This window comes from Rhodococcus sp. IEGM 27 (genome assembly GCF_033142305.1).
GTDB classification, from domain to species: Bacteria; Actinomycetota; Actinomycetes; order Mycobacteriales; family Mycobacteriaceae; genus Rhodococcus_F; species Rhodococcus_F oxybenzonivorans.
Window position 1 is genome coordinate 63,392 of the sequence record NZ_JAWLSG010000007.1, and the last position, 25,309, is coordinate 88,700.

Genomic DNA, 25,309 nt, shown 5'->3' on the forward strand with positions numbered 1-25,309 from the left:
ACTGTCCGGTAGTAGCCTCCGCCGTCATGTCGATCATGGGGTGGTGGGTGCACTTCACCCGGCGCGAGCCGGTGCGTCCGCGTGAGGACACCGCGTTGATGCGGGCGTTTCCCGAGCTGTTCTCGCGCTTACCGGAGGACTCGGCCGAGCGGGGCGCACCGGAGGACCAGCCGTTCCAACTGGGGCCGCGCGGTGAGTATGACGTGTGTTGACGGTCGCTCTGTATGCAGACGAATCAGGGGTGTTCCGTCAACGAGCTTTCCGAAGAGCTCTTCGGTTGAGTTCACTTCCTCTGCACCGTCAGTGTGCAGACGACGGAGGCGTCCCGGCTCACCGCCAGATACCGCGATCCGCCCGTCGGCACGGTGACGGCGTGGTTCGTCGTCTGCATCGAAGGTGACGGCGGCGGTGCAAGTCTCACCGCCCAACACCAATTGGCCGCTGGTGCTCCGGCCCTGTGCTAGTCAAGACTGAAGAACTATGAATGGAGCCTTCCCCTGTGATCGTCGTTCTGCGCGCCGAAGACGCCGAGGAGCACCTGGCATCCGGTGCGATGGCGTGCCCTGAATGCGGCGACGTCCTGCGCAAATGGGGATTCGGCCGCATCCGCACCGTCCGCGGGCTCGGCACCAGCACCGTGACCGCCCGTCCTGCCCGGGTACGTTGCGCCGGCTGCAGCAAGACCCAGGTGCTGTTGCCGACAGCGCTGCAGGTGCGCCGTGCCGACACCACCGAGGTCATCGGAACGGCGTTTGTGCACAAGGCGAATGGGCTCGGATACCCTGCGCATCGCGGAACGTCTGGACCGGCCTGAATCGACCGTTCGCCGATGGCTGCGACGAGTCCCGCCCGAGCATCTGCACTGGATGTACACCCAAGGCTGTGAGCGCCTCGCCACGTACGCGGCCGACGCGTTCAGCCGCATCCGCAACACCCGCAATCCGCTGCATCACGCACTGACAATGCTGGCCGCCGCGGCCTTCCACGCCCGTGAACGGTTCGGGTTCGAGGACCCGCCATGGACTCTTATCGGGATGTACACCCGTGGACGTCTCCTCGCACCACCCCGCGGCGGCTGAAAACCGGTCCCGCGGGGTATCCGCATGCCCGCAGCCAGCCGTCAACGTGCAGACCACGCCGTCAGCGTGACGACGACGCCGTCACCATGCCGACGAAAACCTCGAAAACCCTCCGAAACCGTCTGCATTTACAGCGACGCGATCATCTGCATCTTCAGTGACGGGCAACAGACGTGGCGCTGAACCGGTATTTCTCGGTGTGGTTGGCGCATTCGCCGTGGAACACGCAGGTCGCGCACGCGAGGGATCTGCGGACGTTCTTCTCGTTCCTGTGGTCGGCGAGGGACGGCCGAGGGTGGCGGGACGCAACGGAGGACGACCGGGCGGCCTACGAGTGGTGGCGGCGCCGGGATGAGCGCGGGCCACGAGTGCAGGACTCTACGTGGGATCGCGAGGTCGCCACGGTCAATCAGTTCTACGTGTGGGCCTTCGAGCAGGATCTGGTGCGGGCGAACCCGATTCGGCAGCGCGAGGCCGCGCTGTGGTCGCCGTGGCCGGGCCGGGGAGAAGGCGGCGGGGCGCGGCAGGTGCCGGCCGGGATCGTTCGGTCTCTCGAGCTGCACTGACCTCACGGGCGCGCCGATGGTCGGGCCTTCACGGGTCCGGCCATCGCCATGTCGACGGGTTGGTGCTGTTCGTGCAACGTGCACAAACGCGGCGGTGAACTTCGTCCGTCATCCCTATAGGTACGGGCTTCACGCATAACTAGTGTCCTGAGTCACACCACAAAAGGTGGTGCCCGTCACCACGACTCGATGTAGGAATCATCACGTGACCATCGCGTATCTCCCTTGGCTGCAGCCGGTCGACCGCGCCGAAAGGCCGTGCCTGCGTGACTCCCGCAGTGAGCTGACCTTCGCGGAGGTTGCGGCACGGGTCGATGCCTTGGCCGTCCAGCTCGCCGGTGCCGGCGTCACCCGGGGTGACGTGGTTGCGATCATGCTGCCCAACCGCATCGAGCTTCTTCTCGCCATGATGGCGGCCTGGCGTCTCGGAGCAGCGGCAACCCCGATCAATCCGGTCTTCACCGCACGTGAGGTCAACTACCAGGTCAGCGACTCTGGCGCGGTCCTCATCGTCGTCGCGTCGCCGGACTCTCCGACAGGCGGAGTGCCCGCCATGCTCGTGGATGACATAGATCCTTCCGCAGCCGGCCCTCTCGAGGAGCCTGTCACGGCAGAGGACGACCTCGCCCTGTTGATCTACACCAGCGGATCGACCGGTCAGCCGAAGGGCGTGATGATCGAGCACGGCAACCTGCTGGCCATGTCGTCGCAGATCTCCGAGCGGCTACTCATCACTGCGGCCGACCGGTGCCTGCTCGTTCTACCCCTGTTCCATGCCAACGCGATCTGCGTGAGCTTCCTGCCCGCGATGCTGAACGGTGGTGAGCTGACGATCCTCGAGCGCTTTGAGCCGTACGAGTTCCTGGCCGCGATCGAGACCTACCGTCCGACGTACTTCGCGGCCGTTCCCACGATCTACGCGCGACTGGCCGAGCTTCCTGACGATGTCGACCCGGACACCTCATCGTTGAGGTTCGTCAACTGTGGTGCTGCGCCGGTCTCCCGACAGCTGTTGGAGCGTGTCTCCGAACGCTACGGCTTCTCGCTGGTCGAGGGCTATGGCCTGACCGAGGGCACCTGCGCCTCGGCCTGCAACCCGCTGGACGGGGTTCGCAAACTCGGCTCGGTCGGGACTGCGTTGCCGGGCCAGGAGATAGCGATCGTCGCGCCCGACGGCACGCGTCGACCGACGGGCGAGTCCGGTGAAGTCGTCGTCAAGGGCCCCAACGTCATGGGTGGCTACCTCAACCGGCCGGCCGAGACGGCGTTGACCGTGGTCGACGGGTGGCTGCACACGGGTGACGTGGGCGTGCTCGACGACGAGGGGTACCTGACGCTGGTCGACCGCATCAAGGACATGATCATCCGCGGTGGAGAGAACCTCTACCCCAAGGAGATCGAGTCGGTGCTGGTCAGCCATCCCGATGTTCTCGAGGCCGCGGTCGTCGGACAGCCCGACGACCGCTACGGCGAGATCCCGATCGCGTTTGTCACGACTTACCCCGGCTCGAGTCTGTCGGTCGCAGATCTCCTCGAGCTGTGCCGGCAGGACCTGACGAAGGTCAAGATCCCCGCCGGCATCACGATCCTTGGCGAACTGCCCCGCAACCCCGTGGGAAAGATCGACAAGCCGTCCCTCAGAGCATCGCTGCAACCGCAGTAGGACCACCGCACCACTCGTCAGAACCCGGAGTGTCTCCGGGCGATCGACCGCGCCTGTGACCAACCGTCCGGGACCGGCCAACCAAAAGAAGCAAGGAGAGCACGATGGGACTGAAGACAGGGAACTTCCCGCCGGTCGATCCGGCGACGTTCATGGACATGCCATACCGAGATCGACTCAAGGTGATGTCGACGCACTGGGTGGAGTACGGCTTCGGCGGCGCCGTCATCGTCCCGCTCCTGTACGTCGCACGCCTGTTCTTCCCGTTCATCATCGGCGGCATCGCTATCGCGACGCTGACCTCCGGCATGAACCCGTTCCACGTCAATGACTGGTGGAACGAGCCGATCTTCTACCAGAAGGCGATCCTGTGGACCCTGTTGCTCGAGTCGATCGGCTTCGGCGGTTCCTGGGGTCCGCTGTCCGGCCACTTCACGCCCAAGACAGGCGGATGCCGCTACTGGGCAAGACCGAAGACGATTCGGCTTCCTCCGTGGCCGGGAAAGGTGCCCTTCACCAGTGGTGACTCGCGCACGGTGGGCGATGCGGCTCTGTACGTCGTCTACATCGTTTCGATCGTCGTCGCGCTCGTGTCACCGGGGCACACCAGCTCGACTCTGGACAGGGCCATCGGTAGCGACAATCACGGTTTGGTCCTCCCGGTGCTCGCCATCGTCGTCGGCGCTCTGCTCATCCTTGTGGGCCTGCGAGACAAGGTCATCTTCTTGGCCTCCCGCGGTGAGCAGTACCTGCCGGCGCTGATCTTCTTCGCCTTCTTCCCGTTCGTCGACATGATCGTCGCGGCCAAGCTGCTCATCGTCGCGGTGTGGGTTGGTGCAGGAGTGTCGAAGTGGAGCCGTCACTTCGCGATGGTGATCCCGCCGATGATCAGCAACACGCCGTGGATCACGTCCAAGGCCGTCAAGCGCGCCCACTACCGCAGCTTCCCCGACGACCTGCGTCCCTCGCACATCGGCACCGGGGTGGCCCACATCGGCGGAACGCTCGTCGAGTGCGTCACGCCCTTCGTTCTGCTGTTCTCGACCAACGTGCTCGTGACGGCGATCGCGGTCGGGCTGATGCTGCTGTTCCACCTCGTCATCACCTCGACATTCCCGCTCGCGACGCCGCTGGAGTGGAACGTGCTCTTCATGTTCCTCACGGTGTTCCTGTTCCTGGGCTACCCGGCGCGTGACGGCTACGGTGTCGGTGACATGCACCCAGGTCTGCTGATCGCGACCCTCGTCGGTGTCCTGTTCTTCCCGGTGCTCGGAAATCTGCGCCCGGACCTGGTCTCCTTCCTGCCTTCAATGCGTCAGTACGCCGGCAACTGGGCGACCGGCATGTGGGCCATGGCTCCCGGTGTCGAGGACAAGCTGGAGGAGCGCATCATCAAGTCGTCCCCGATGACCTTCCACCAGCTCTCGGCGATCTACGGGCCCGAGGTCTCCGAGGTCGTGCTCGAGCAGATCCTGGGCTGGCGTTCGCTGCACAGCCACGGGCGCGGCCTCAACTCGGTCATGATGAAGCAGCTCGGCGACGACATCGACCACTACATCTTGCGCGAGGCGGAGTACAGCTTCAACGCGATCGCGGCCTTCAACTTCGGTGACGGCCACCTGCACGACCCCGTGTTCATCGAGGCCCTGCAGCGGCGTGCCCAGCTCGACCCGGGTGAGCTCATCGTGGTGTGGATCGAGTCCGAGCCGATCTTCAACGGTCGGCAGCAGTACAAGGTTGTCGATGCGGCGCTCGGTGTCGTCGAGCGGGGCAGCTATGCGGTCAAGGACGCCGTTGCCGAGCAGCCGTGGCTGCCGAACGGCGCCATCGAGACCGTGGTCGACTGGCGGATGCCCGGCTACGAGCGGGTGAGCCACCCGAAGCTCGCCAAGCCCGAGCTGACCGTGTCGGCACCTGATGCGGTGGACGCGTGACCGATGCTGTCGTGGTCGGCAGCGGGCCCAACGGGCTCGCTGCCGCCCTCACCCTCGCCGCCGAGGGGGTGTCGGTCCGTGTGCTCGAGGCGGCCGACACCCCGGGCGGCGGGACCCGTAGCAGTGAGCTGACGCTCCCCGGCCTGATCCACGACGAGTGCTCGGGCTTCCATCCCCTGGCCGTGGACACGCCGTTCTCCCGGGCGTTCGACCTCGAGTCGTACGGCCTGAGCTGGCTCTGGCCGGAGATCCAGTACGCCCACCCCCTCAACGACGGGCGTGGGGCCGCTGCCTGGCAGTCGGTCGAGCGTACGGCCGCCGGGCTCGGGGCCGACGGGAAACGGTGGCGGTCGATGTTCGGGCCGCTGACCGAGCGCTTCGACGACATCGCCGTCGACTTCCTGCGACCGATCCTGCACGCGCCGGCGCACCCCATCAAGCTGGCCCGATTCGGGGCGTACTCCGCGATGCCGGCCAGCCTGTTGGCGCGGCGGTGGTCGAGCGAGGAGGCGCAGGCGCTGTTCGCAGGTGTCGCCGCCCACGCCTTCCGTCCCTTGGGGTCGCCGGTCTCCTCGGCGATCGGCGTGGCGCTCGGGACGGCTGCCCACCGCTACGGCTGGCCCGTCGCACAAGGAGGCTCCGGGGCGATCAGTCGTGCCATGGTGTCGATGCTCGAAAGCCTTGGCGGCAAGGTCGAGACCGGTGTCGAGGTAACCTCGCTCGACGAGCTCGGCTCACCCGACCTCGTGATGCTCGATCTGGCGCCCGCCGCCGCAGCCCGCGTCGCCGGCGACCGGATGCCGAAGCGCGTCTCCCGGGCGCTCAACCGCTACCGCCACGGCCCGGGAGCCTTCAAGGTCGAGTTCGCGATCGAGGACGAGGTGCCGTGGACATACGAGCCCGCGCGTCGTGCCGGCACGATCCACGTCGGCGGCACGCTCGACGAGATCGCGGCCAGCGAGAAGCAGATTTCCCGCGGCACGATGCCCGAGCGGCCCTACATCCTGGCCGGCCAGCAGTACGTCGCGGATCCCTCGCGGTCGAAGGACGGCGTCAACCCGTTCTACGCCTACGCCCATGTGCCCACCGGCTGGACCGGCGACGCAACCGAGGCGATCGAGTCGCAGATCGAACGGTTCGCGCCGGGCTTCCGCGACCGGATCCTTGCCCGCCACGTCCGGGACGTCCCAGCGATGGAGGTGCACAACGCCAACTACGTCGGTGGGGACGTCGTGACCGGCGCCAACGACCCGTTGCAACTGGTCTTCCGCCCGCGCGCGACCCTCGACCCGTACTCAACCGGCATCGACGGGGTGTCGCTGTGCTCGGCGGCGACACCGCCGGGAGCCGGCGCCCACGGGATGTGCGGCTACAACGCTGCGAACCTCGCGCTCGGACGTCTTCGGACATGACCACCCACCACCAGGAGGAGAGCCCATGAGCTTCCAGATGATCGGCATGTACCGCACCCCGGAGGACGTGGCGACGTTCGACCACCACTACGCGACGGTCCACGCCCCGCTCGCGGCGACTCTCCCAGGTCTTCGCAGGTTCACGATGACCCACCCGGCACCGGGCCCGAAGGGCAAGCCGTCGGAGTATCACCTGGTCTCGACGTTGACATTCGACGACGAGGCGTCCTTCGCTGCTGCGCTGGGCGGCGAGGTCGGCCAGCAGGCCGTCGCCGACCTGTCGAACTTCGCCGCGGCCGGAGTCACGATCCTAGCCGGTCCTGTCACCACCCTCCTATGAGCAGCTGCGAATCCGGGAAATGAGGGATATAGTACGAACCTTGCGTGAGGAGCGCCGTATGACCACGCAACCCGAGCCGGAAGGCACAACTGGACCACTCGGCCGCCAGGTGCCCGACAGCCGGATCATCGCGCTGGTGTCCGAGGCGGCAAGCCGCATGGATGCGCGCCAGCCGTGGATCGCGCGAGGCATGAGTGACCTGATCGCTCGCGAGGTGAAGTACCTCGACGCTGACGACCAGATCCTCGAGCTCATGCACGCGAGCACCGACGCCAACGTCAAGACCGTCATCCACGTCCTGATCAACAACATCCCCATCGAGCACCTCCAGCCGACGACCGCCGCCGTTGAGTACGCGGTGCGGCTCGCGCAGCGCGACATCCCGTCCAACTCACTCGTGCGCGCCTATCACGTCGGCAAGGACGACTTCATCGAGCAGATCTTTCCGGACGTCCAGTCGCTGGACTGCACGTCGGAGGACAAGTTCAAGGTCCTCCACCACATGTCGATGGTCGCGGGCTACTACGTCGACTGGATTTCGCAGTACGTCTTCGATGTCTACGAGCAGGAGCGGCTGCGCTGGATCAGCGCCCGTGGCAACGTCCACGCCTCCTTCGTCCACGAGATGCTCAACAGCAAGTCGTCGGACGGCCTCGGCTTCGAGGCGGAGACGGGGTATCGTCTCGAGCCGTTCCACGTCGGCGTCGTGATCTGGACGGTCAGCAGCAAGTCGGTGCCCGACGAGCTGCGACTGCTGCAGCAGGTGGTGCGCAAGATGGCGACGGCCGCCAACTGTGTTGCGCCACCACTGACCACCGCCGTCGACCGCGGGACCGCGTGGGCGTGGCTGCCGTTCGCGGCCAGGCCCTCATCAGGCCAGATGGCCGAGCTGTGCCGCGTCGTAGCCGAGAGCGGCGGATGTCGGGTTTCCCTCGGACTTCCCGCCCGGGGGATCGTCGGTTTCCGACGCACGCATTCGCAGGCGCAGGCCTCGCGCTCGGTCGCGGCGGTGCCGGGCAAGAGCGCGTCGCCAGTCGTCAGCTTCGGCGACGACGGCGTCGCCGTGACGTCGTTGCTCGCCAGGGACATCGAGTCGACGCGGCTCTGGATCGCCGAGGTGCTGGGACGCCTCGCGGTCGACGATGACCGTTCGGCAACCCTGCGTGAGACGCTCCGCGTCTTCTACCTGACCGGCGAGAACTACACCGGGACTGCCGAGCTGATGAATCTCCACCGCAACACGGTCAAGTACAGGGTCGAGAAGGCGTTGGAGGAGCGAGACAGTTCCGTCACGTCGAATCGCGTCGACATCGCGGTTGCTCTGAACGTGTGCCACTTCCTCGGCTCGACGGTTCTGGTGAGGAAGCCCAGACGCTGAATCGGATACGTTCTCCGATTCAACGATGTAACTACGTCTTTCCGCCGCGATCAGGACTCACCAAGGTTTCCCGAGCACAATCCGCCAAGTGTTTTCGATGGCAGCGGCACGAGGGCCCCGATGCCAGTCCCCGAACCCGGGCTGCGGGAGCAGATCACGGCGGTCACGAACAAGGCCGAGGCGTTCCACGGCTACTCGGAATGGCTGATGATCGGCGGCAGGCTGATCGGCCACAACGACCCCGACCACCAGGAACGGGTGGTCAGGTTCAACGAGCTGCTGGCCAACTGTGCGATCTATTCGACCGCATTGGACATCACCGACGTCGCCAACGGCCTCGCCGCCGAGGGCTATCCCGTCGACGCCGACGATCTGGCCACCATTACCCCGTACATCCAACACACCATCCGCCGCATGGGCGACCTCGTGCTCAACCTGTCCCCACCCGAACAAGCGCCGGTCACCCGGCTGGACCTGGAACCGCGAGTGCTGTTCGGATCACGCGCGTGAGCGCCCGACTCCGCGGACGCGACGCAGATCCCGGCGGTATCAAGGCGGACCCGCCGTGCTGAGAACACCTCGCCGGGCTCGTGTTCGCCCAGGTCGTCATTCTCAAAACTCCTCTCACAACTCGCCACTTCTGAGAGGGAGTTCTGCGACACTTCGGGGATGGATCTGACCCCGGAACAGGCCGCCGCCGCGGTCGAGCGCCACCGGTGTCCCAAGTGCGAGGTGCCGGCGGGCAGCGCCTGCCGGACGCGGGCGGGCAAAGTCGCCGCGAAGTACCACACCGCCCGGTTCATCCTCGTGCCCGCGCTGCGCGAGTCCCTGGCCGCCCCCGTCCCCACCAACCGCAGCCCCGGGGCGCCGTGGACGCCCCGCCCGCCCGTCGAGGCGGCCGAACCGGCACCGGCCGGAGCCCCGATCCGAATCGGGTACGCCCGCTGCAGCACAGCCCAGCAAGATCTGCAGATCCAGCTCGACGCGCTCGAACGCGCCCGGTGCACGCGGATCTTCTCCGAGAAGATCAGCAGCCGGATCACGGTCCGGCCCGAGTACGACAAGGCCCTCGCCCTCGCCCGGGACATCAAGCAGGCCGCGCCCGACCAACCGGTGATCCTGTGCGCGCACGAGATGAAGCGCCTCGCCCGCAATGCCGCCGAACTCATGGCGCTCTCGGCGACCCTGGACGTCGGCGATATCCAGCTCGAACTGCTCACCGGCCCGCTGACCGGGATCTACGACCCGAACGGCATGGGCGCCATGCTCTTCGCCGTGCTGGCCGTGGCCGCACAACTGGACCGCAACTACATCCGGGAAAAACCCTCGAAGGCCAGCAGGCCGCCGCCGCGAAGGGCCACCACGGCGGGCAGCCGAAGGTTATCGACGAGGACATGCTCACCTTCGCGCTCGCGCTCAAGGCCAAGGGCACCCCGGTGCCACAGATCGCCACGAAGCTGACCATCAAGACCGGCAAGAACGCGGGCAGACACCCCTCGGTCGCCTCCCTCTACCGGGCGCTGGCGGAGGCCGAGTCGACGCGCGCAACACCCCACCCGGACGGGCCCCTACCCCAACCTTCGCCCGCAGCATCAAGACCGACGACGGACGGTGCCCCCGAGGCAGCGCCGACTCCGACCGATCCGGCACCCCTCGCGGCGCCGTCCCCGCGCGCCTGCCCGACCTGCGGACACGAGCCGACCACCCGCGCCCAGGCCATCCACCAACGCGCCGACCTCGACGTCACTTGGCTCGAACCCGACCGCGAGCGGCCGGACCAGATCGCCACCGGACGGCACTGACGCAGCTGTCATCCCACCGGACCAACCCTCGACATCTCGTGCGCCGTCTGCGGCGACGGCCCGATCCTCACCGCGTCCCTCGCCAACGTCTCCGACCCCGCCCACCTGCCCGACATCGTCCAGCGCTGGCTCACCAACGCCGGATGGCAGATCAGCCCGACGCTCCTTTGCCCAGACCACTCATAGTCGCCCGCGGCCCCGACCTCGAAGTCGACCAAGGTCGATTTCAACACCAACGGCTGTTCCGCTGTTCCCCGAGGGCGGATCAAGACCGGAAAGAACGCCGGTCCTTCACCCCTCGGTCGACTCGCTCCAACGCGAATGAACTCCCCGACAGCGGCGGCTGACCAGCATCTGCACCCGCCTGCGGCCCCTTTCCGGCGTATTCGGTTCCTACCCCTTCGAGAGTCGTGTACCGGCCCGAGAAGTCCCAACCGTCGTATCAGCTGCGACGTCACGGTACTCGAGGGGAATCAAATCACGCCGCAACGACAGCGGCCGCAATCCAGGACGCTCTCCCTGCGTCTGCTGTCCAAGTCATCAATGACTGCAGCATTCAGGGCCGGGCCGCGGCTATCCTGACGTCCGAAGGCAATCGGCGATGGCGACTGAGCTCGGCTTCCCGCGTAGAAGATGCCCTAGGCGTGATCGCCGCCGACGCTATCAGCATCATCGCAGGCGAACGAGACGGAAAATTGGCCTTGTGCGCATCGCCAACCTGCCAAGCCGCCTTCTTCGACACCAGCCGAAGTCGCACCCGCAAGTGGTGTGACATGAACACGTGCGGGAATCGTCAGAAGAAAGCGCGCTTCAATGCCAACCAGCGCAAGAACTTCCACTCGGCAAAGTAACCGTCACCCTCGGCACATCCAGATGGGCCCCACGTCTGCGACACATCTAGTGGACATGGACAGAGGGAGCCGATTCTCGGGCGGTCCGGCGGTATTCCATGAATCGATCGATCACCGGGTGGTCACAGGCTGCGGTGGCGACGCGAAGGTGTCGACGCCCGTGGCGGGGACGCTTGTCCGCCGTTGCCGCACCGCACTACCTTTGCCGTTGTGGACCTCTTCTCACATTCTTGGGCAGCGTTGCGCACGGCAGTCGCCGAACTTCCGGACGAGGACTTCGCACATCCTTCCGGCTGCACCGGCTGGCTCGTGCGGGACTTGGTGTGCCACCTGATCATTGACGCTCAGGACGTCCTGATCACCCTCGCGACTCCCAGCGACTCGGAACCTACCCGCAACGCGGTGACCTACTGGGACCTCGCCCAAACACCGCCAAGCGGCGACGACCCACTCGACTCCTTGATCGTCCGGCTCGCCGCCGCGTACCAGGAGCCGCGGCTGCTGCAGTTCCACCTCGACGATGTTGGCTCCGCCGCCGGCCGCGCCGCCGAACTCGCCGACCCAGACCTGCGGGTCAGCACCCGCGATCAGGTCCTCCTCGCCGGCGACTACCTCACCGCGTACGTCCTGGAGTGGACGCTGCACCACCTCGACCTCATCGCACACCTCCCGGACGCTGCGCAGCCGCCCATCGAGGGACTTGCCCAATCCCGCCACATGTTGGAGAAAATCGCCGGCACCACCTTCCCCACGTCGTTCTCCGACAGGGACGCGCTGCTGGTCGGCACCGGACGGCGGGCCCCGACCGACGCGGAGAAGGCCGAACTGGGCGAGCTCACCGCGACACTGCCGCTAGTCCTCCGATAATTGCCTACCAGCGCGGCGGCGCGGTCGGTCCAGGGCACTCGTCAGGCTTGCCCGGCGCGACGACGACACTCGTGCCTTTTTGCACGTCCCTGACCGCGACCTCACAGGAACGGCACCAGAAGCGGTCAACGATTCCCCACCGGACGGATCAGAGCCTCATAGATGCCGCAGACTGTATTGATGCAGACGTCATTCTTCGATGCCCTCGACAGTCTCGTCTCCTCGGCCGAGGTGCGGATAGATCGACCGAAAGGCACTGCTCACCCGAGGTATCCTGCCGTCACCTACCCACTGGACTATGGCTACCTGATCGGCACCACAGCAGCCGATGGCGCGGGCGTCGATATTTTCCGTGGTACGGATTCGACCACCGGCATCACCGCGGTCGCGCTCACCGTTGACGCGATGAAACGCGACGTAGAAGTGAAAATACTGGTGAGCTGCTCGCTCACCGAGATCGACCGAGTCGCCGAGTTTCTCACCGGCAGCCTTCGTCTCGGTGCCACGATCGTCCACCGGTAGCTCGCGCCGATCAGGGTTCAGCGGTGCGCCCCGCGTGGTCCGAATCCGTGTCGATAGATGTGCGAGTGCACCACAAGTGCGGGAAGCTCGTCGATCACCGCGTCGCGAGGGTTTGCCGAAGGCCGCCGAGCTTCGTTGCATCGAACAGGCCGGATAGAGGGATGCGCCAGGCCGTGAGCCACACGGGCGGCCAGATCGCTCAAGTGCCCGGTGTCCGTAGCAAGCGGGCTGACGGTCGACATCCCTCTATCCGGTGGAATCGCTTACCCCGGACTCGATATGGTCGGCCGACCGGCTACTGGCTGTGCCAATGTGCGGGAGCAGAAATACCGGTCGGCAAACGCGTTTCGCCGCTACCTCGGGCGGCGTTGATTTGGGGTTGGGTGACGTACAACGCGGCCGACAAATCGGCGCCCTCCAACCTGGCATCACGAAGATCCGCTCCGAGCAGATCAACCGCGGTGAGGTCGCTTTCCCTCAGGTCTGCGGCAATCAGACAGGCTCCGCGTAGGTCCGCGCCGCACAATCTGCGTGCGCGCAAATTCTTACCGACAAGGTCCGCCCCGGGGCCGAGGCCCTTGTCCAGGTGTCCATTTTCGGCGAAGTAGGAAGCTCGAACTTCCTCACTGGTGTCGACGAGGACTGCTTTGACATCGGAATGCAGAGCATCCATGTCGACCGTGAGTAGTTCGGGCAGTCCGCCACGAGTCAGTGCGGTGATGACTGAGGCGAGGTCGCGAGCTTCATGTGCAGCGTCCGGGTCATAGGTACGCCCCTGCGCCTCGAGCAGGTACCACAGCATCTCGTGCAGTTGCTTCATGACCTTGAAGGCGGCAAACATGCGTTGCTGCAAATCCGGACGCTCCCGCCAGCTGATCCCGGAGAACAATCGCTGGGATACGGCCTGGCCGGCGCCGAAGCAGTCGAAAACTGTACAGCCGCGGAACCCCCGTGAGCGGAGTCCCGCGTGGACAGTGCAGGAGAACTCCGAACCGAGGTGTCGGCATGGTGCGCCGGCTGGCTTGTCCTCGGCGAAATCGACCGACCGGGAGAACCCGAACGCGGTGCAGCACAAAGCGAAACAGCTTCCGCAGTCGGCGCGCAGATCCTGACGGCGCTGGGGCGCAGGATCGGCGGTCATCGCAGAATCTCCAGCTCAGCACGGCGGAGGACGAACGGGCACCGCCGACGCGGCATGGACATGGTTGTCGATGAAATGATCAAGTGAGCTCCAAGTGGCGATTCCAGTGCAGGACAGGAGTAGGGAACCCGCCAACGGGTTCCCTCTCGAGGCACACGGAATCACCACCGCACGAAGGCGCGGCACACGATCAACGCTAAGGGTCTGGGTCACAGACGAGTTATGGTAAGCACTGCACACAAAGTACCAGCTCGGCCGCGGCGACCCGCAACTCGTCCACACCGCGCTGACCCAGCCCGATCGCCCGAATCAGAACCTCGAGCTTCCGAGTGGTTTCCGAAAGCGGACCCCTTGCGGTGCCTCATGAGGTCACGTCGGCCTCTCCCTACTCTCGGGAAACGAGAGCTGCTCGTTGATCAGTCCTTCGCTTCGCGGACGTCCTTTCCCTGCTCGGCGAACGCTTTGAAGTCCTGCATGTGCTGTAGCGACTGCTTGCGGAAGGAGCCCGACATCAGCAGTCCCACCAGGCGCATCAGCAAGCCGCTGAACCGATATTCGCTCTCGCTCACCCAGAGCGTCATCTCCGGACCCGCTTCGGTCAGCCGTTCGCGCACGCCACTCCACATGCCCTCGCCGACGATCTCGCGGTCGAAGTGAACAACGCTCCCTTTCGGAATCTCGCGCAGATCTGACGGTTCCCGACGCGTGATGGTCTCGGTGCACTCGATCGTCTGCTTCCCCATCTGCATCACGACTCGCGATTTGGTACCGACTTGCCCGTGCACCCCACTCAGCGGCTCGTGCAGTACCAGACCCCGCAGCCACTTCGGCAGGTGTGCCGTATCGGCGAGCAGCTGTACCACTGTCTCCAGAGGCAGGGCGATCTCGATCGAGACGGTGTACTTCATGGCGGAGCGCTCCTGGTTCCCGAGTAAGGAAGCCGACGCTAGCACCCTCGCTTCACACTGTGAGGTCATGGCACGTCCAACGATCCCCCGGTCGCGTGGTCACGGTGGGCGTCGCCCTATCAGAGGAGGGCAAGGGCGTGTTGTGGCCGCGCCGCACACGTCGACGTGCGGCTCGCCGAAGCCGTTGTCCACCGCGAAGCGCGGACCCAGGAGGCGGCACAGTTGCTCACCACCGTGTCGTACGTCAGTTCCGTTCCCGCATCGCAAGCATGCCATCGCAACCGGTCAGGCCCGTCGCGGCAAGCAAGTGCTCACAGCAGCCCGTTCATCAATTGCCCCTCAGCGATCTCGAAAACACCAAGCCGGCCCCCACCGCGGTCTGACCGATCAGCAATGCTCCGGGCAGTGCGTGTAGCTCCCACCCAGTCGCCGATGGCAGCCACAGCGACGCAATACATGCGGCGAACAACGTGACTATAAACACCTGGCCAGCCGCGATGAGGCGTTGACCGACCGATGTAAGTCTGCGGCGTCCAATCAGGACCAACGAAGTCACAGCACCCATGATGCAGACGACAAACCCGACCACCCCTGGATAGATGAACAACGGCTCGAAGGCGGGGGAACCGCCGACATCGACATATCCCTTCGTCAACAGCTGGGGAAGCACCCACACTCCGATCAGTAAGGCGCACAACACACTGACGTAGGAACAGCCGACCAAGAACCTCATCTGCGCAGGCTAGCCGATTACGGGCTGTCAGTCCCCGACAAGCCCGGTTCCGGGCCGATCGACCACCTGGTCCGCGGTTGCCGGACACGTGACTGAAAAGAATGCGGTGGCGGTGGCGGGCATCTGTCACCGGCTCGACGGGTTGCCGTTACCAATCGAGCTGGCGGCGGCTCGGTTGGGGCGAAGTCTCCCGAGCAGATTCTCGAGCGGCTGACCGACCGCTACACCCGGCAGCACGGGTGCGCCGACACGGCAACAGACACTGCGGCTGTGCATCGACTGGAGCTTCGAATTGCGGACCACCCGTGAACAACTGGTGTGGGGGCGAGTGGCGGTCTTCGCGGGAAGCTTCGAACTCGATGCCGCGGAGAACGTGTGCGGCAAAGGCCTTACCACGGACGAGCTGCTGGACACACTGACATCGGATCGGCACTTGCCCACGTCGGTGACCGTGGTTCGCCTTCGACCGCCTCGGCTCGCAATCCGTGTCGGCACAGTATGCGGCTACTCAGCTCGCCAACGGGCTGAGTCGTTTTCGGGGCCTTCGTGCAGCGGACTCTCGGGCACCGCTCTCTAGCCAACCAGGGCTATTCATCACGCCGCCGACCCGATCGTGCCGATGGCATAGGGGTATTCAGAAGAGCATTCAGCGAGCACGCAACAAGCTCGTCGGGGAACTCGGCGTGTCGTGAAAGGTGCGGAATACGGACAAGATCGTTGAGTGCCGTGCGAACCGCATTCACCAGCGCGAGTGCGTCGGCCTCGGTGACTTCTGAACGCGAGATTCGTAGCCATTTGACCCATTCGGCGAGGTCGTCCTGGCGGACTCGCCGATTACGCTCGGCAGCACTAGCGGGGAGGTTGAGGGCTTCGGTAACCGAAACGGCGAGCAGATCCGTTGCTTCGGTTGCGATACGCACATAACCTCTCACGAGGCCTTCGATGACCTGTTCATCCGAGGCGCTGTGATGCATGGCCCTGGAGCTCTCCAGGGCCATCCATTCCTGTACTCGAATGATCAAGGCGGAGAGGATGTCTGCCTTGCTGTCGAAGTACCTGTAGACGGCAGGGCCTGCGATGCCGAACTCATCCAGGCTGACTCCACCGAAACCGCGCTCCCGGAACGCGCGCGCAGCTGCTGCGATGATCTGTTCGCGACGCGAGGTACCTGGCCGTTCATTTGCGACTGGAGCCTCCGCCGCTGGCGCATCGCCGGACTCGGGTGACGCTGACGCGCATTCGGGGGTATTGATGGCTGCCAACGCAGCCGACACCAGCAGTGGGGACAGGCGACGCTGTGACAGCGAACGGTCGTAGTGCCCTGGGCTGGTGATGATGCTCACTGCCATCCACGCGCGTACGTCGGCACCGAATCTACTCTTGGAGGGATCGGCCTTTTCAATGGCCCTTCGCACCGCGCCTCCGATGCGACGAGTACCCTCGCGCACTCGCTCGAAGTCGTCGGCGGTGAGGTGCCGTGCTTCTCGCTGCCATAGGGGGCCGAGTCGAAGGCTCTCCAGTGATGCCTCGACCATCAACGTCAACAACTGCTCCAAGCTGCAGACGCCGGATTCGGAGCTCTCGCCGGATTGGGCTGCCATGAGCAGTCGGTCCTGGTCTTCGAGGACAACCTGCGACAGTAGATCCTGCTTGTTGGCGAAGTGTCGGTAGATCGCCCGTGCGGTGACGTCGGTTGCCTCAGCGATGTCTTCCATCCGCACGGCGTGAAACCCGTATTTCGTGAACAACTCACTGGCGTTGTGGAGAATCTGCGCACGCCGGTCACGGGGTCGCCGGCGCGAGGCACTGGACGCCCTCACAGTTTGCGATGCGGTCACGACACCCTTTTCCTCCTCGACGCCCCTATGGGATGCACACGGTGTCCGGACTGGCGGCACAGCCGTCAAGACAGCCTTCCGACGATATACCGGCGGCGGACGGTCCACCGCAGTATCCCGCACTGCCCCCGTTCGAGAGCCGATCGGACACAATGCCTCCTTCCTAGGCGGGGCGACGCAGGCGCACTGCGTCCGAGCGTAGGTGAGGTCGCCACTACGGCCGCAGTCCGTACAGTACGCAAATCTTACGATAAGGGTCATGGACAAAATTGTTGAATGAGATGCTACCTGCTCGATTCAGCGGAAGATACGTTCACATGACATTTTCGGGCTTAACAAGCAGCGAGGCACACCTCGAGCTGCCGCTGTTCACTCGCGGAGAGTTAGCCCTCCTTGCTCGGATTTACAGCATCAACCAGGTCATATGTTTGCGAATGAACGAAAGTTCAAAAATGCATCACTGAACTTCCCGGCTCCGATCAGTTCCACAGTTTCAGATACGAGCTATTGACATATCTACGGATAGGGGCCTACTAATGTGAGTAGAAGCACACCAGTTTGTGAAGCAAGCCACTAGGGATCAAGGACATGGTGCCTCATGAGGTGACCATCCGCACCCGGCCAGTCTGAGCTTCTGCTTACACCCGTTCGAACAAAGGAACTTTGATGAAGGATCTGCAATTTCTGCAATGGAAGACCGATCAGAAGGTAGCTACAGTCTGGCTTACCCGCCCACCGGTCAACGCGGTCACCCGGGAGATGTACGCAGAGATCAAGTGGTTCTTCACCCACACGGAGGAGTATCTCCCCGAGGCTCGGGCGATCGTCTTGACCGGCGCCGGCAAGCACTTCTGCGGCGGCAACGATCTCACCGAATTCCAGACGATGACGCCGGAAAACGCCGGTGAGCGCATGCTTGCGGTCCGTGAAGCGTTCTGGTCGATCTACGATTGCCCGTTGCCGGTGATCGCGGCTGTCCACGGAGTGGCCGTGGGCACCGGATTGGCCCTCGCAGCGTCGTGTGATCTGGTCGTCGCAGCCAAGGGCGCCACCTTCACGCTTCCCGAGGTCAACGTCGGTGTGATGGGCGGCGCCAAACATGCCTCACGCCTGGTGCCGCAGCAGTTGGTCCGCTACCTGCACCTCACCGGCGAACCGCTGTCTGCCGAGGAACTCGCGCAGCAGGGCGGCGTCTTGAAAGTCGTCGATCCCGATCAGCTACTCGACGTAGCCTACGACGTGGCGGCCAAGATGGTTCGGCACTCCCCGGTCACGTTGCGGTTCGCCAAGCGCAGCCTCAATGCGATCGAATACCAGGACCTCAAGGGCGGCTACGAGTTCGAGCAGGGTCTTTCCGGCGAGTTGTCCGCTTACTCAGACGCCAAAGAGGCCGTAGCAGCATTCTTCGAGCATCGCGCACCGGCCTACACGGGAGCATGAGATGAATGCTGTTTCACCTGTGCCGGTCGAGCAGATCACCGAGATCGCCGATCTGCGGCGCCAGGCTCGGAGGTGGCTCGCCGAAGCAGAGATCCCCACCGTGCCGTTGGAGCTGGAGGAACGGTTCAACGTCCTTCGTCGATGGCAGCGCACACTATTCGATGCCGGCTGGATGGGACTGGGATGGTCACGGGAAGCCGGCGGACGTGGCCTCACCGCGTGCCACCAGCAAGTTTTCTCCGAGGAGCTGGCGCGCGCTCACGCACCCGCCCCGATCGGGTTGATCGGCCTCGATGTGGTCGGCCCCTCGATCCACCGGTACGGTTCGCCCGAGCAGCGCTCCCGTTTTCTGCCACCGCTGCTCGCTGGTGAAGACATCTGGTGTCAGGGGTTCTCCGAACCCTCCGCCGGCTCCGACCTCGCATCATTGCGGACCCGCGCTCTTCGCCACGGGGACAAGTACGTCGTCAACGGACAGAAGGTCTGGACCAGTTGGGGTAATCAGGCCAGTCGGTGCGCACTGCTATGCCGCACCGACCCCGACGCCGATCCCAAGCACGCCGGCATCTCCTACCTCATCGTCGACATGAGTTCTCCCGGAATCACCGTCCGTCCACTCGTCCAGATGACAGGCGATGCCGAATTCTGCGAAGTCTTCTTCGACAACGTCGAAGTCCCGGTCGGCAACCTGGTCGGCAAGGAAAACGACGGCTGGCGAATTGCCCTCGACACCCTGTCTCAGGAACGAGGCAACTATGCAATGCGCCGACAGGTGGAGATCGGCTGGGGTGTCGAGAAGACGATCGACGGACTACGAGGCACCTCCCCGGAATCGGCGACCAATCGTCGGATCAGCACCGCCATCGGAGAGTCACACGTGGCGCTGCGGGTGTTGGACGCTCAGATCCGCCGAACTGTGCAACGCCTGATCGACGAAGAGGGACCACATCCGCTCGACTCGATCGACAAGCTCGTCCTCAACGACGCAGAGCAGGTGGTCGGTCGCGCCCTCGCCGATCTTCTCGGACCGTTCCGCCTCGACACCGAATCACAACCTCTCGGCCTGAACGCCGAACAGTTGATTCACGATCACTACTTCTCGCGTGCCGCATCGATCTACGGCGGTACATCACAGATCCAACGCAACATCGTTGCCGAGCGGCTGCTCGGCCTACCCAGGAGCTGATGATGAGTCTCACCGCACCTGACGTGGACCTCGTCACCCCTATCCGCGAATTCTTCGACCGCCGTGTCACATCCGACTACCGTCATGCCCTGCTCAGCGGCGGCGGCTGGGACCCGGATCTGATGGCCGAACTCGACGACCTCGGCTGGTTCGAGCTGACCCGCCCCGAAAACTGCGGTGGTCTAGGGATCGACCTGACTGCGGTCGCCGGCCTGATCGCCTTGGTCGGTGATCGACTCGTACCCGGCCCCCTGGTCGAGCAACTGATCCTGCCGGCCTACCTAGACATTCCCGAAGGTTCGCTCGTCGCCTTCGCCGACCCTGCCGTCACCCTCGACTGGGCATCCTCGATCGGTTACGTGCACATGGAATCGGGGCAGATCCAGGGAACGATCGAACTCGTACGCTTTGGCGCCGAGGCCGACTCGCTGGTACTGGCAGTCGACGGCCCGGACGGACCGGCGCTGCTGCTCCTACCGGGCAGTGACCCGGCGCTGACGCTCACGCCGATCAGCAGTTCTGATCCCACATCGCATTACGTGCGCCTGGAGATCGCATCGCGAACTGTCGCCGACGCCGAGATCCTCGCTATCGGAATCGAAGCGGCCACACTCCTACGACAGATCCGGGCATGGTTCCGGCTTCTCACCGCCTGCGAAATCAGTGGTATCGCCCGCCGTATGCTCGAGAAAACCGTCGAGTACGTCGCGCAGCGCCAGCAATTCGGCAAGCCCGTCGGATCCTTCCAAGCCGTGAAACATATTGCGGCGTCGATGGCACAGGCGGCCATCTCGATAGAGGCGCTCTGCGAGGCAACGGTTTCCGATATTGCCTCTGCTGACGCTGATTTCGACATCGAGATGGCAACGTGGACGGCCAAGGCCTATGCCGCCGGCGCCGGACGGCAGGTGGTCGAGGATGCCTTGCAGTTGCATGGCGGGATCGGCTTCACCACCGAGTACGACCTACACTGGTACTACCGCCGCGTCCTCGCCCTGCGGAGCTGGTATGGGGACGAGCACGAACTCCACGCACTCATCGGTTCGCGGCGCCTGACCGACGGAGTCGACCGATGATCACCGCAACGTACACGGATTCCGCGCGCCGCGACCGCTACCTCACCAGCGGCGAGTGGAGCCACAGTACGATCGATTCTGCTTTGGCCGAGTATGCACACCATCACCCTGATCGGCTGGCGGTGGTCGATGGCGATCGTCAGGTCAGTTATGCCGAACTCGACGCCATGATCCGCCGGTTGGCCGGCGTGCTACTCGAGCGTGGGATTCGGCCGGGCGACTCGGTGGTCTGGCAGTTACCGAACTGGCTCGAAGCGATCGTCGTACATCACGGTGCGCTGCGGATCGGCGCGGTCTCCACCCCGATCATCCCGATCTATCGACATCGCGAAGTGCAGTTCATTCTGAAGCAATCGCGAGCGCGTGTCGCGTTTGTGCCCGGCATGTTCCGCGCCTTCGACCACCGCGGGATGTTCGACGATCTGGCGCCCACGCTCCCCGACCTCGAGCATGTGATCACCGTTCGCGGTTCCGACAACGAGTTCGACGAACTCCTTTCGGGCGCAACTTCACTCGACAATCCCGTCGAGCACGCCAGTACCGATATCGCATTGCTTCTGTACACATCCGGAACCACCTCCGATCCGAAGGGTGCTCTGCACACCCACGAAAGCCTGGATTACGAGAACCGGAGCATCATCGAACTCTTCGATCTGACCGGCGAGGACATCGTGTACATGCCCTCACCGGTCGGTCACATCACCGGCATTCTGTACGGACTGCAGTTGCCGTTCATGCTCGGCAGCCATGTCGTGTTCCAAGATATCTGGGACCCCGGCGCCGGCCTGGAGTTGCTCCAACGCCGACGCTGCACGTTCGTCGTCGGTGCCACACCCTTCTTGCACGGGCTGGTACACCACCCGGATCGCGCCGAGTACGACATCACCCTGCGGGTTTTTGGTTGCGGTGGCGCCGACGTACCTCCTGAACTGATCCGGCAGGCCGAGGAGCAGATGGGCTGCACCGCGACCCGCATCTACGGATCGACCGAATTCCCGACTCTGTCCGGCGGAAACGCGAGCGATCCGCTGGACAAGCGCGCCACCACCGACGGGCGTCCCATCGGGTCCGCAGAAGCGAGGACTGTCGATGAGCACGACACTCCGGTCCCCCCGGGCGCGGTCGGCGATCTGCAGGTTCGCGGCCCTGACCTGTTCACCGGATACCTCGATTCGACACTCAATGCGGATGCCTTCACCTCGGATGGCTGGTTTCGGACCGGTGATCTGGCGGTGATCGACGAGGACGGGTACATCCAGATCACCGGCCGGCGTAAGGACATCATTGTCCGGGGCGGGGAGAACATTTCCGCCAAGGAGATCGAAGACCTGCTCTTCGAATATCCCGGTATTGCCGATATCGCGGTGATCGGCATGCCCGACCCGATCATGGTCGAACGCATCTGCGCCTATGTGGTACCGATCGACCAGGCGCATCCACCTGCCCTGAACGAGCTCACGTCGTTCCTGCGCGAACATCGGATGGCTACCCAGAAGCTGCCCGAGCGGCTCGAAGTCGTCGAACAACTACCGCGGACGGCGACGGGCAAGATCCAAAAGTTCGTCCTGCGTGACCGAATCCGAGAGGCTCTGACCTCCGACAACGCTGTCTGATCGCACTCCCCCATCTCCCTCGTACCCCTTCCGAAAGGAAAATCCCGTGAACACCACACTCCTCGAGGAACTCGACGTCCTCGTCATCGGCGGCGGCTTCTCCGGCGTCTACCAGCTCGACCGGCTGCGCACCCTCGGCTACAACGTCAAGATCTACGAGGCCGGCACCGGACTCGGCGGCGTCTGGCATTGGAATTCCTATCCAGGTGCACGCGTCGATACCTGGGCGCCGGTCTACCAGTTCTCGCGTGAAGAGCTCTGGCGCGACTGGAACTGGAGCGAGATGTACCCCGGCCGTGACGAGCTGGTTCGCTACTTCGAATACGTCGACGAGAAGCTCGACCTGAGCAAAGACGTCCGCTACGAGACCCGTGTCCTGGCAGGCCGGTTCGATGAAGAAACCCATAAGTGGACATTGGTCTCCCGCAACGAGCGCACCGGTGAGGAATTCACCACCCAGGCGCGGTTCGTGATCATGTGCCTCGGTGCCGGCTCCAAGCCCCTCTTCCCCAACCTCCCTGGCCTCGAGAAGTTCGGGGGCGACTACTTCCACACAGCACGCTGGCCACTGGAGGGCTACGACCTTGCGGGCAAGCGGGTCGCCGTCATCGGCACCGGAGCCAGCGGCATCCAGGTAATCCAGGAGGCCTCGAAGGTCGCAGATCATCTGACGGTGTTCCAGCGCACCCCCAACACCGCGCTTCCGATGAATCAGCGAGCGCTCACTGAGGCGGACAATGCCGAGATGAAGAAGACCTACCCGGAGCGATTCGCCAACCGCAAGAACACCTGGGCCGGTTTCGATTATGACTTCCTCAAAGAGAACCTCCAGGATCTGAGCGAGGAACGTCGCAACGAAATACTCGAGGAACTCTGGACCAACGGTGGACTGCAGCCCTGGCTGGGTGGCTTTCTGAATGTTTTGTTCGACAAGGACGACAACGACATCCTGTACGCGTTCTGGCGGGACAAGACACGTCAACGTATCACCAGGCCGGAGCTGGTGGAACTGCTTGCACCGACCGAGCCGATCCATCCGTGGGGCGTCAAGCGTGTCTCCCTGGAGCAGAACTACTTCGAGAGCCTGTGCCGTGACGATGTCGAGCTCGTCGATTCCTCTGCCAATCCGATCCGGGAGGTCACCAGTGACGCCATCGTCACCGCGGACGGAACTCGACACGAAGTCGATGTCATCGTGCTGGCCACCGGCTTCGACTCGGTCACCGGAGGTTTGACTGCCATCGATATTCGCGGCACCAGCAATGAGACCTTCGAGGAGGTGTTCCGCGGCGGCAGCCGGACAGCACTGGGCAAGGCGACAGTAGGCTTCCCGAATCTTCTGTACGTCTACGGGCCCCAGAGCCCGAACGCATTCTGCAATGGTCCGACATGCGCCGAACTTGAAGGCGAACATCTGATCCAAATCGTCGAGCACATGCGGAACAACGGCTACACCCGAATCGAGGCCAAGCCGGAAGCCCAGCAATATTGGGGTGCGCATATCGCAGATCTCACCTCGGCCACCCTGTTCCCGCTGGCCAAGTCATGGTACATGGGCGCCAACGTACCCGGCAAAACCGTCGAAATGCTCATGTATCCCGGCGGTCTTTCGGTATACCTCGAAATCCTCGAGAAGGCTGCTGCCGGTGGATATCAGGAGCAGTTCGAACTTGTCTGATCTCACCTGACCAGCCACCCCGATCGGAACCCGAGGGTAAACATGCTCATACATGTTGTGACATTCGCCTTCAAGCCGTCCATTTAGACCAGTGAAATCGACGATTTCCGATGAGGATTTCGGATTTTTCGTCGAACGAGTTCCGTACGCGCGCAATGCCCGACACGGTTTCGACCTCGGAAAGCGACCGGACAACGCAGGCTACGCACTGGGTGGCCATTTCCAGGACGATGCCGACTTCCAGCAGTAGCTCGATCACCCTCTCCACAAGGAGCTGATCCACCACAATCGTGATCCTTGGCTCGAGATCCAATTCCTGACAGCCGAGTGAAAGTCACCCAGTACCTCAACCCGCACGGACTTAGGAGTTCACGCGATGGCTACCTACCAACCCACAGTATTCTCGACCGGGCATCAGTTTCTCGAGGCACCTCGCTGGCATGACGGAAAACTCTGGGCCAGCGACTTCTTCAGCGAACAGGTGCTCACCTTCGCTGAGGACGGCGCCGCAACGCCGATAGCCAAAGTGCCCGGACGACCGTCCGGTCTCGGTTTCCTTCCCGACGGGACACCTCTTGTCGTCTCGCAGAACGAGCGGTCGGTGTATCGCATCACCGCCGGCGGCAAGCTCGAGCAGTATGCCGACTTCAGCGCACTGGCTGGAGGGATCGGCAACGACCTGTACGTTTCACCGGCGGGCGACGCTTATGCAGGCAATTTCGGATTCACGCTCGGTGAAGAGGATCCGAAGCCGACTCACCTCGTCCACATCCGTGCCGACGGCAGTGTCTCGCAGGTTCCTGGAGATCTGATCTTCCCCAACGGATGCGCACGTACCCCCGATGGCACCCTGCTGGTCGCGGAAACCTTCCCGCACCGCATCAGCGCGTTCGACATGGCGGAAGATGGTGGTCTGACCAACCACCGAGTATGGGCGCAGCTCGACGAGTCGTTTCATCCCGATGGTATCGCCCTGGATAGTGACGGCGGCCTCTGGTTCGGGAACGCGTTGACCCTCGGTGCCGACAGTGGCTTCTATCGGGTCGTCGAAGGCGGCCAGATCACCGATAAGGTCGAGGTCACCGACACGTGGGCAGTGGCGTGCGCATTCGGCGGAGAAGACCTCGACACCCTCTACCTCTGCTGCAACACAACGACGCTCGAAGAGTTTCACGAAAGACGCTCGACCGCTCATGTGGCCGTCGCGCGGGTCGGGCGCACCGGAGTTCCGGCGTCCATCTGAACGTGAGGAGATAGGCGTCTGCCCACACCGTCACAGATT

General features: G+C 64.0%; 24 protein-coding genes and 2 pseudogenes. 22 read left to right on the forward strand and 4 right to left on the reverse strand.

The annotated features are described in order from the left end of the window. Positions 1-26 precede the first annotated feature (26 nt). From R4P95_RS23535 to R4P95_RS23605, 15 genes and pseudogenes are all read left to right on the forward strand, one after another. Complete coding sequence (locus tag R4P95_RS23535) at positions 27-212, forward strand: hypothetical protein (RefSeq protein ID WP_317744797.1); 186 nt, start codon at positions 27-29, stop codon at positions 210-212. A gap of 272 nt (positions 213-484) precedes the next feature. Continuing rightward, positions 485-814: a hypothetical protein gene (locus R4P95_RS23540; protein WP_317744795.1), complete on the forward strand. Its 330-nt coding sequence runs from the start codon at positions 485-487 to the stop codon at positions 812-814. 52 nt (positions 815-866) lie between these two features. Next, complete coding sequence (locus tag R4P95_RS23545; RefSeq protein WP_317756809.1) at positions 867-1,079, forward strand: hypothetical protein; 213 nt, start codon at positions 867-869, stop codon at positions 1,077-1,079. 173 nt (positions 1,080-1,252) lie between these two features. Continuing rightward, positions 1,253-1,645, forward strand: a complete 393-nt coding sequence (locus tag R4P95_RS23550; RefSeq protein WP_317744793.1) for a site-specific integrase — start codon at positions 1,253-1,255, stop codon at positions 1,643-1,645. 205 nt (positions 1,646-1,850) lie between these two features. Next, on the forward strand, positions 1,851-3,308 hold the full coding sequence (locus R4P95_RS23555) for a class I adenylate-forming enzyme family protein (protein WP_317744792.1): 1,458 nt from the start codon (positions 1,851-1,853) through the stop codon (positions 3,306-3,308). A gap of 104 nt (positions 3,309-3,412) precedes the next feature. Beyond that, the gene (locus R4P95_RS23560; RefSeq protein ID WP_317744791.1) at positions 3,413-5,242 is read left to right on the forward strand and encodes a DUF3556 domain-containing protein; all 1,830 of its coding nucleotides are present in this window, start codon (positions 3,413-3,415) and stop codon (positions 5,240-5,242) included. Beyond that, entirely contained in the window at positions 5,239-6,654 is a 1,416-nt protein-coding gene (locus R4P95_RS23565) for an NAD(P)/FAD-dependent oxidoreductase (protein WP_317744790.1), read from the forward strand. Before R4P95_RS23560 ends, R4P95_RS23565 begins: the two co-directional genes overlap by 4 nt. A 25-nt stretch (positions 6,655-6,679) precedes the next feature. Further along, complete coding sequence (locus tag R4P95_RS23570) at positions 6,680-6,994, forward strand: EthD family reductase (RefSeq protein WP_317744788.1); 315 nt, start codon at positions 6,680-6,682, stop codon at positions 6,992-6,994. 58 nt (positions 6,995-7,052) lie between these two features. Further along, positions 7,053-8,372 (forward strand): PucR family transcriptional regulator, encoded by a 1,320-nt coding sequence (locus R4P95_RS23575; RefSeq protein ID WP_317744787.1) that lies wholly within the window; start codon positions 7,053-7,055, stop codon positions 8,370-8,372. A gap of 120 nt (positions 8,373-8,492) precedes the next feature. Further along, positions 8,493-8,882: a Tn3 family transposase gene (locus R4P95_RS23580; protein ID WP_317744786.1), complete on the forward strand. Its 390-nt coding sequence runs from the start codon at positions 8,493-8,495 to the stop codon at positions 8,880-8,882. 159 nt (positions 8,883-9,041) lie between these two features. After that, complete coding sequence (locus R4P95_RS23585) at positions 9,042-9,833, forward strand: recombinase family protein (protein ID WP_317744785.1); 792 nt, start codon at positions 9,042-9,044, stop codon at positions 9,831-9,833. Further along, the gene (locus R4P95_RS23590; RefSeq protein ID WP_317744784.1) at positions 9,767-10,174 is read left to right on the forward strand and encodes a hypothetical protein; all 408 of its coding nucleotides are present in this window, start codon (positions 9,767-9,769) and stop codon (positions 10,172-10,174) included. The genes R4P95_RS23585 and R4P95_RS23590 overlap by 67 nt, the downstream gene beginning before the upstream one ends. Before the next feature lie 470 nt (positions 10,175-10,644). Further along, positions 10,645-11,025: pseudogene (locus R4P95_RS23595) on the forward strand (CGNR zinc finger domain-containing protein); the annotation flags it as partial. Between the two features lie 210 nt (positions 11,026-11,235). Continuing rightward, positions 11,236-11,892, forward strand: a complete 657-nt coding sequence (locus R4P95_RS23600) for a maleylpyruvate isomerase N-terminal domain-containing protein (protein ID WP_213572178.1) — start codon at positions 11,236-11,238, stop codon at positions 11,890-11,892. Between the two features lie 180 nt (positions 11,893-12,072). Continuing rightward, positions 12,073-12,414, forward strand: a complete 342-nt coding sequence (locus tag R4P95_RS23605; protein ID WP_249353770.1) for an inorganic pyrophosphatase — start codon at positions 12,073-12,075, stop codon at positions 12,412-12,414. Positions 12,415-12,709: 295 nt separating this feature from the next. On the opposite strand, the gene R4P95_RS23610 is transcribed toward R4P95_RS23605, so the two are convergent. Next, entirely contained in the window at positions 12,710-13,555 is an 846-nt protein-coding gene (locus tag R4P95_RS23610) for a pentapeptide repeat-containing protein (RefSeq protein WP_213572180.1), read from the reverse strand. Positions 13,556-13,971: 416 nt separating this feature from the next. Then, positions 13,972-14,463 (reverse strand): SRPBCC family protein, encoded by a 492-nt coding sequence (locus R4P95_RS23615; protein WP_317744782.1) that lies wholly within the window; start codon positions 14,461-14,463, stop codon positions 13,972-13,974. An 803-nt stretch (positions 14,464-15,266) separates the two neighbouring features. On the opposite strand from R4P95_RS23615, the pseudogene R4P95_RS23620 reads away from it, so the two are divergent. Further along, a pseudogene (locus R4P95_RS23620) lies at positions 15,267-15,620 on the forward strand (protein kinase); the annotation flags it as partial. A 163-nt stretch (positions 15,621-15,783) separates the two neighbouring features. On the opposite strand, the gene R4P95_RS23625 reads toward R4P95_RS23620, so the two are convergent. After that, positions 15,784-17,094, reverse strand: a complete 1,311-nt coding sequence (locus R4P95_RS23625; protein ID WP_317756812.1) for a TetR/AcrR family transcriptional regulator — start codon at positions 17,092-17,094, stop codon at positions 15,784-15,786. Positions 17,095-17,700: 606 nt separating this feature from the next. Here R4P95_RS23625 and R4P95_RS23630 point away from each other — a divergent pair. From R4P95_RS23630 to R4P95_RS23650, 5 genes are read left to right on the forward strand one after another with little or no spacing between them, the layout of a single operon-like run. Continuing rightward, the gene (locus R4P95_RS23630; protein WP_213572184.1) at positions 17,701-18,474 is read left to right on the forward strand and encodes an enoyl-CoA hydratase-related protein; all 774 of its coding nucleotides are present in this window, start codon (positions 17,701-17,703) and stop codon (positions 18,472-18,474) included. Between the two features lie 19 nt (positions 18,475-18,493). Then, on the forward strand, positions 18,494-19,660 hold the full coding sequence (locus tag R4P95_RS23635; protein ID WP_213578029.1) for an acyl-CoA dehydrogenase family protein: 1,167 nt from the start codon (positions 18,494-18,496) through the stop codon (positions 19,658-19,660). Next, a complete protein-coding gene (locus R4P95_RS23640) occupies positions 19,660-20,736 on the forward strand; it encodes an acyl-CoA dehydrogenase family protein (RefSeq protein ID WP_213572185.1) in 1,077 nt (358 codons plus the stop codon). The genes R4P95_RS23635 and R4P95_RS23640 overlap by 1 nt, the downstream gene beginning before the upstream one ends. After that, positions 20,733-22,349 (forward strand): AMP-binding protein, encoded by a 1,617-nt coding sequence (locus R4P95_RS23645; protein WP_213572186.1) that lies wholly within the window; start codon positions 20,733-20,735, stop codon positions 22,347-22,349. The genes R4P95_RS23640 and R4P95_RS23645 overlap by 4 nt, the downstream gene beginning before the upstream one ends. Before the next feature lie 46 nt (positions 22,350-22,395). Beyond that, positions 22,396-24,027 carry a flavin-containing monooxygenase gene (locus R4P95_RS23650; protein WP_213572187.1) on the forward strand — a complete coding sequence of 544 codons (1,632 nt, stop codon included), beginning with the start codon at positions 22,396-22,398 and terminating at the stop codon, positions 24,025-24,027. 70 nt (positions 24,028-24,097) lie between these two features. On the opposite strand, the gene R4P95_RS23655 is transcribed toward R4P95_RS23650, so the two are convergent. Next, a complete protein-coding gene (locus R4P95_RS23655; RefSeq protein WP_249353776.1) occupies positions 24,098-24,313 on the reverse strand; it encodes a hypothetical protein in 216 nt (71 codons plus the stop codon). Positions 24,314-24,403: 90 nt separating this feature from the next. On the opposite strand from R4P95_RS23655, the gene R4P95_RS23660 reads away from it, so the two are divergent. After that, a complete protein-coding gene (locus R4P95_RS23660) occupies positions 24,404-25,270 on the forward strand; it encodes an SMP-30/gluconolactonase/LRE family protein (protein ID WP_213572188.1) in 867 nt (288 codons plus the stop codon). Positions 25,271-25,309 lie beyond the last annotated feature (39 nt).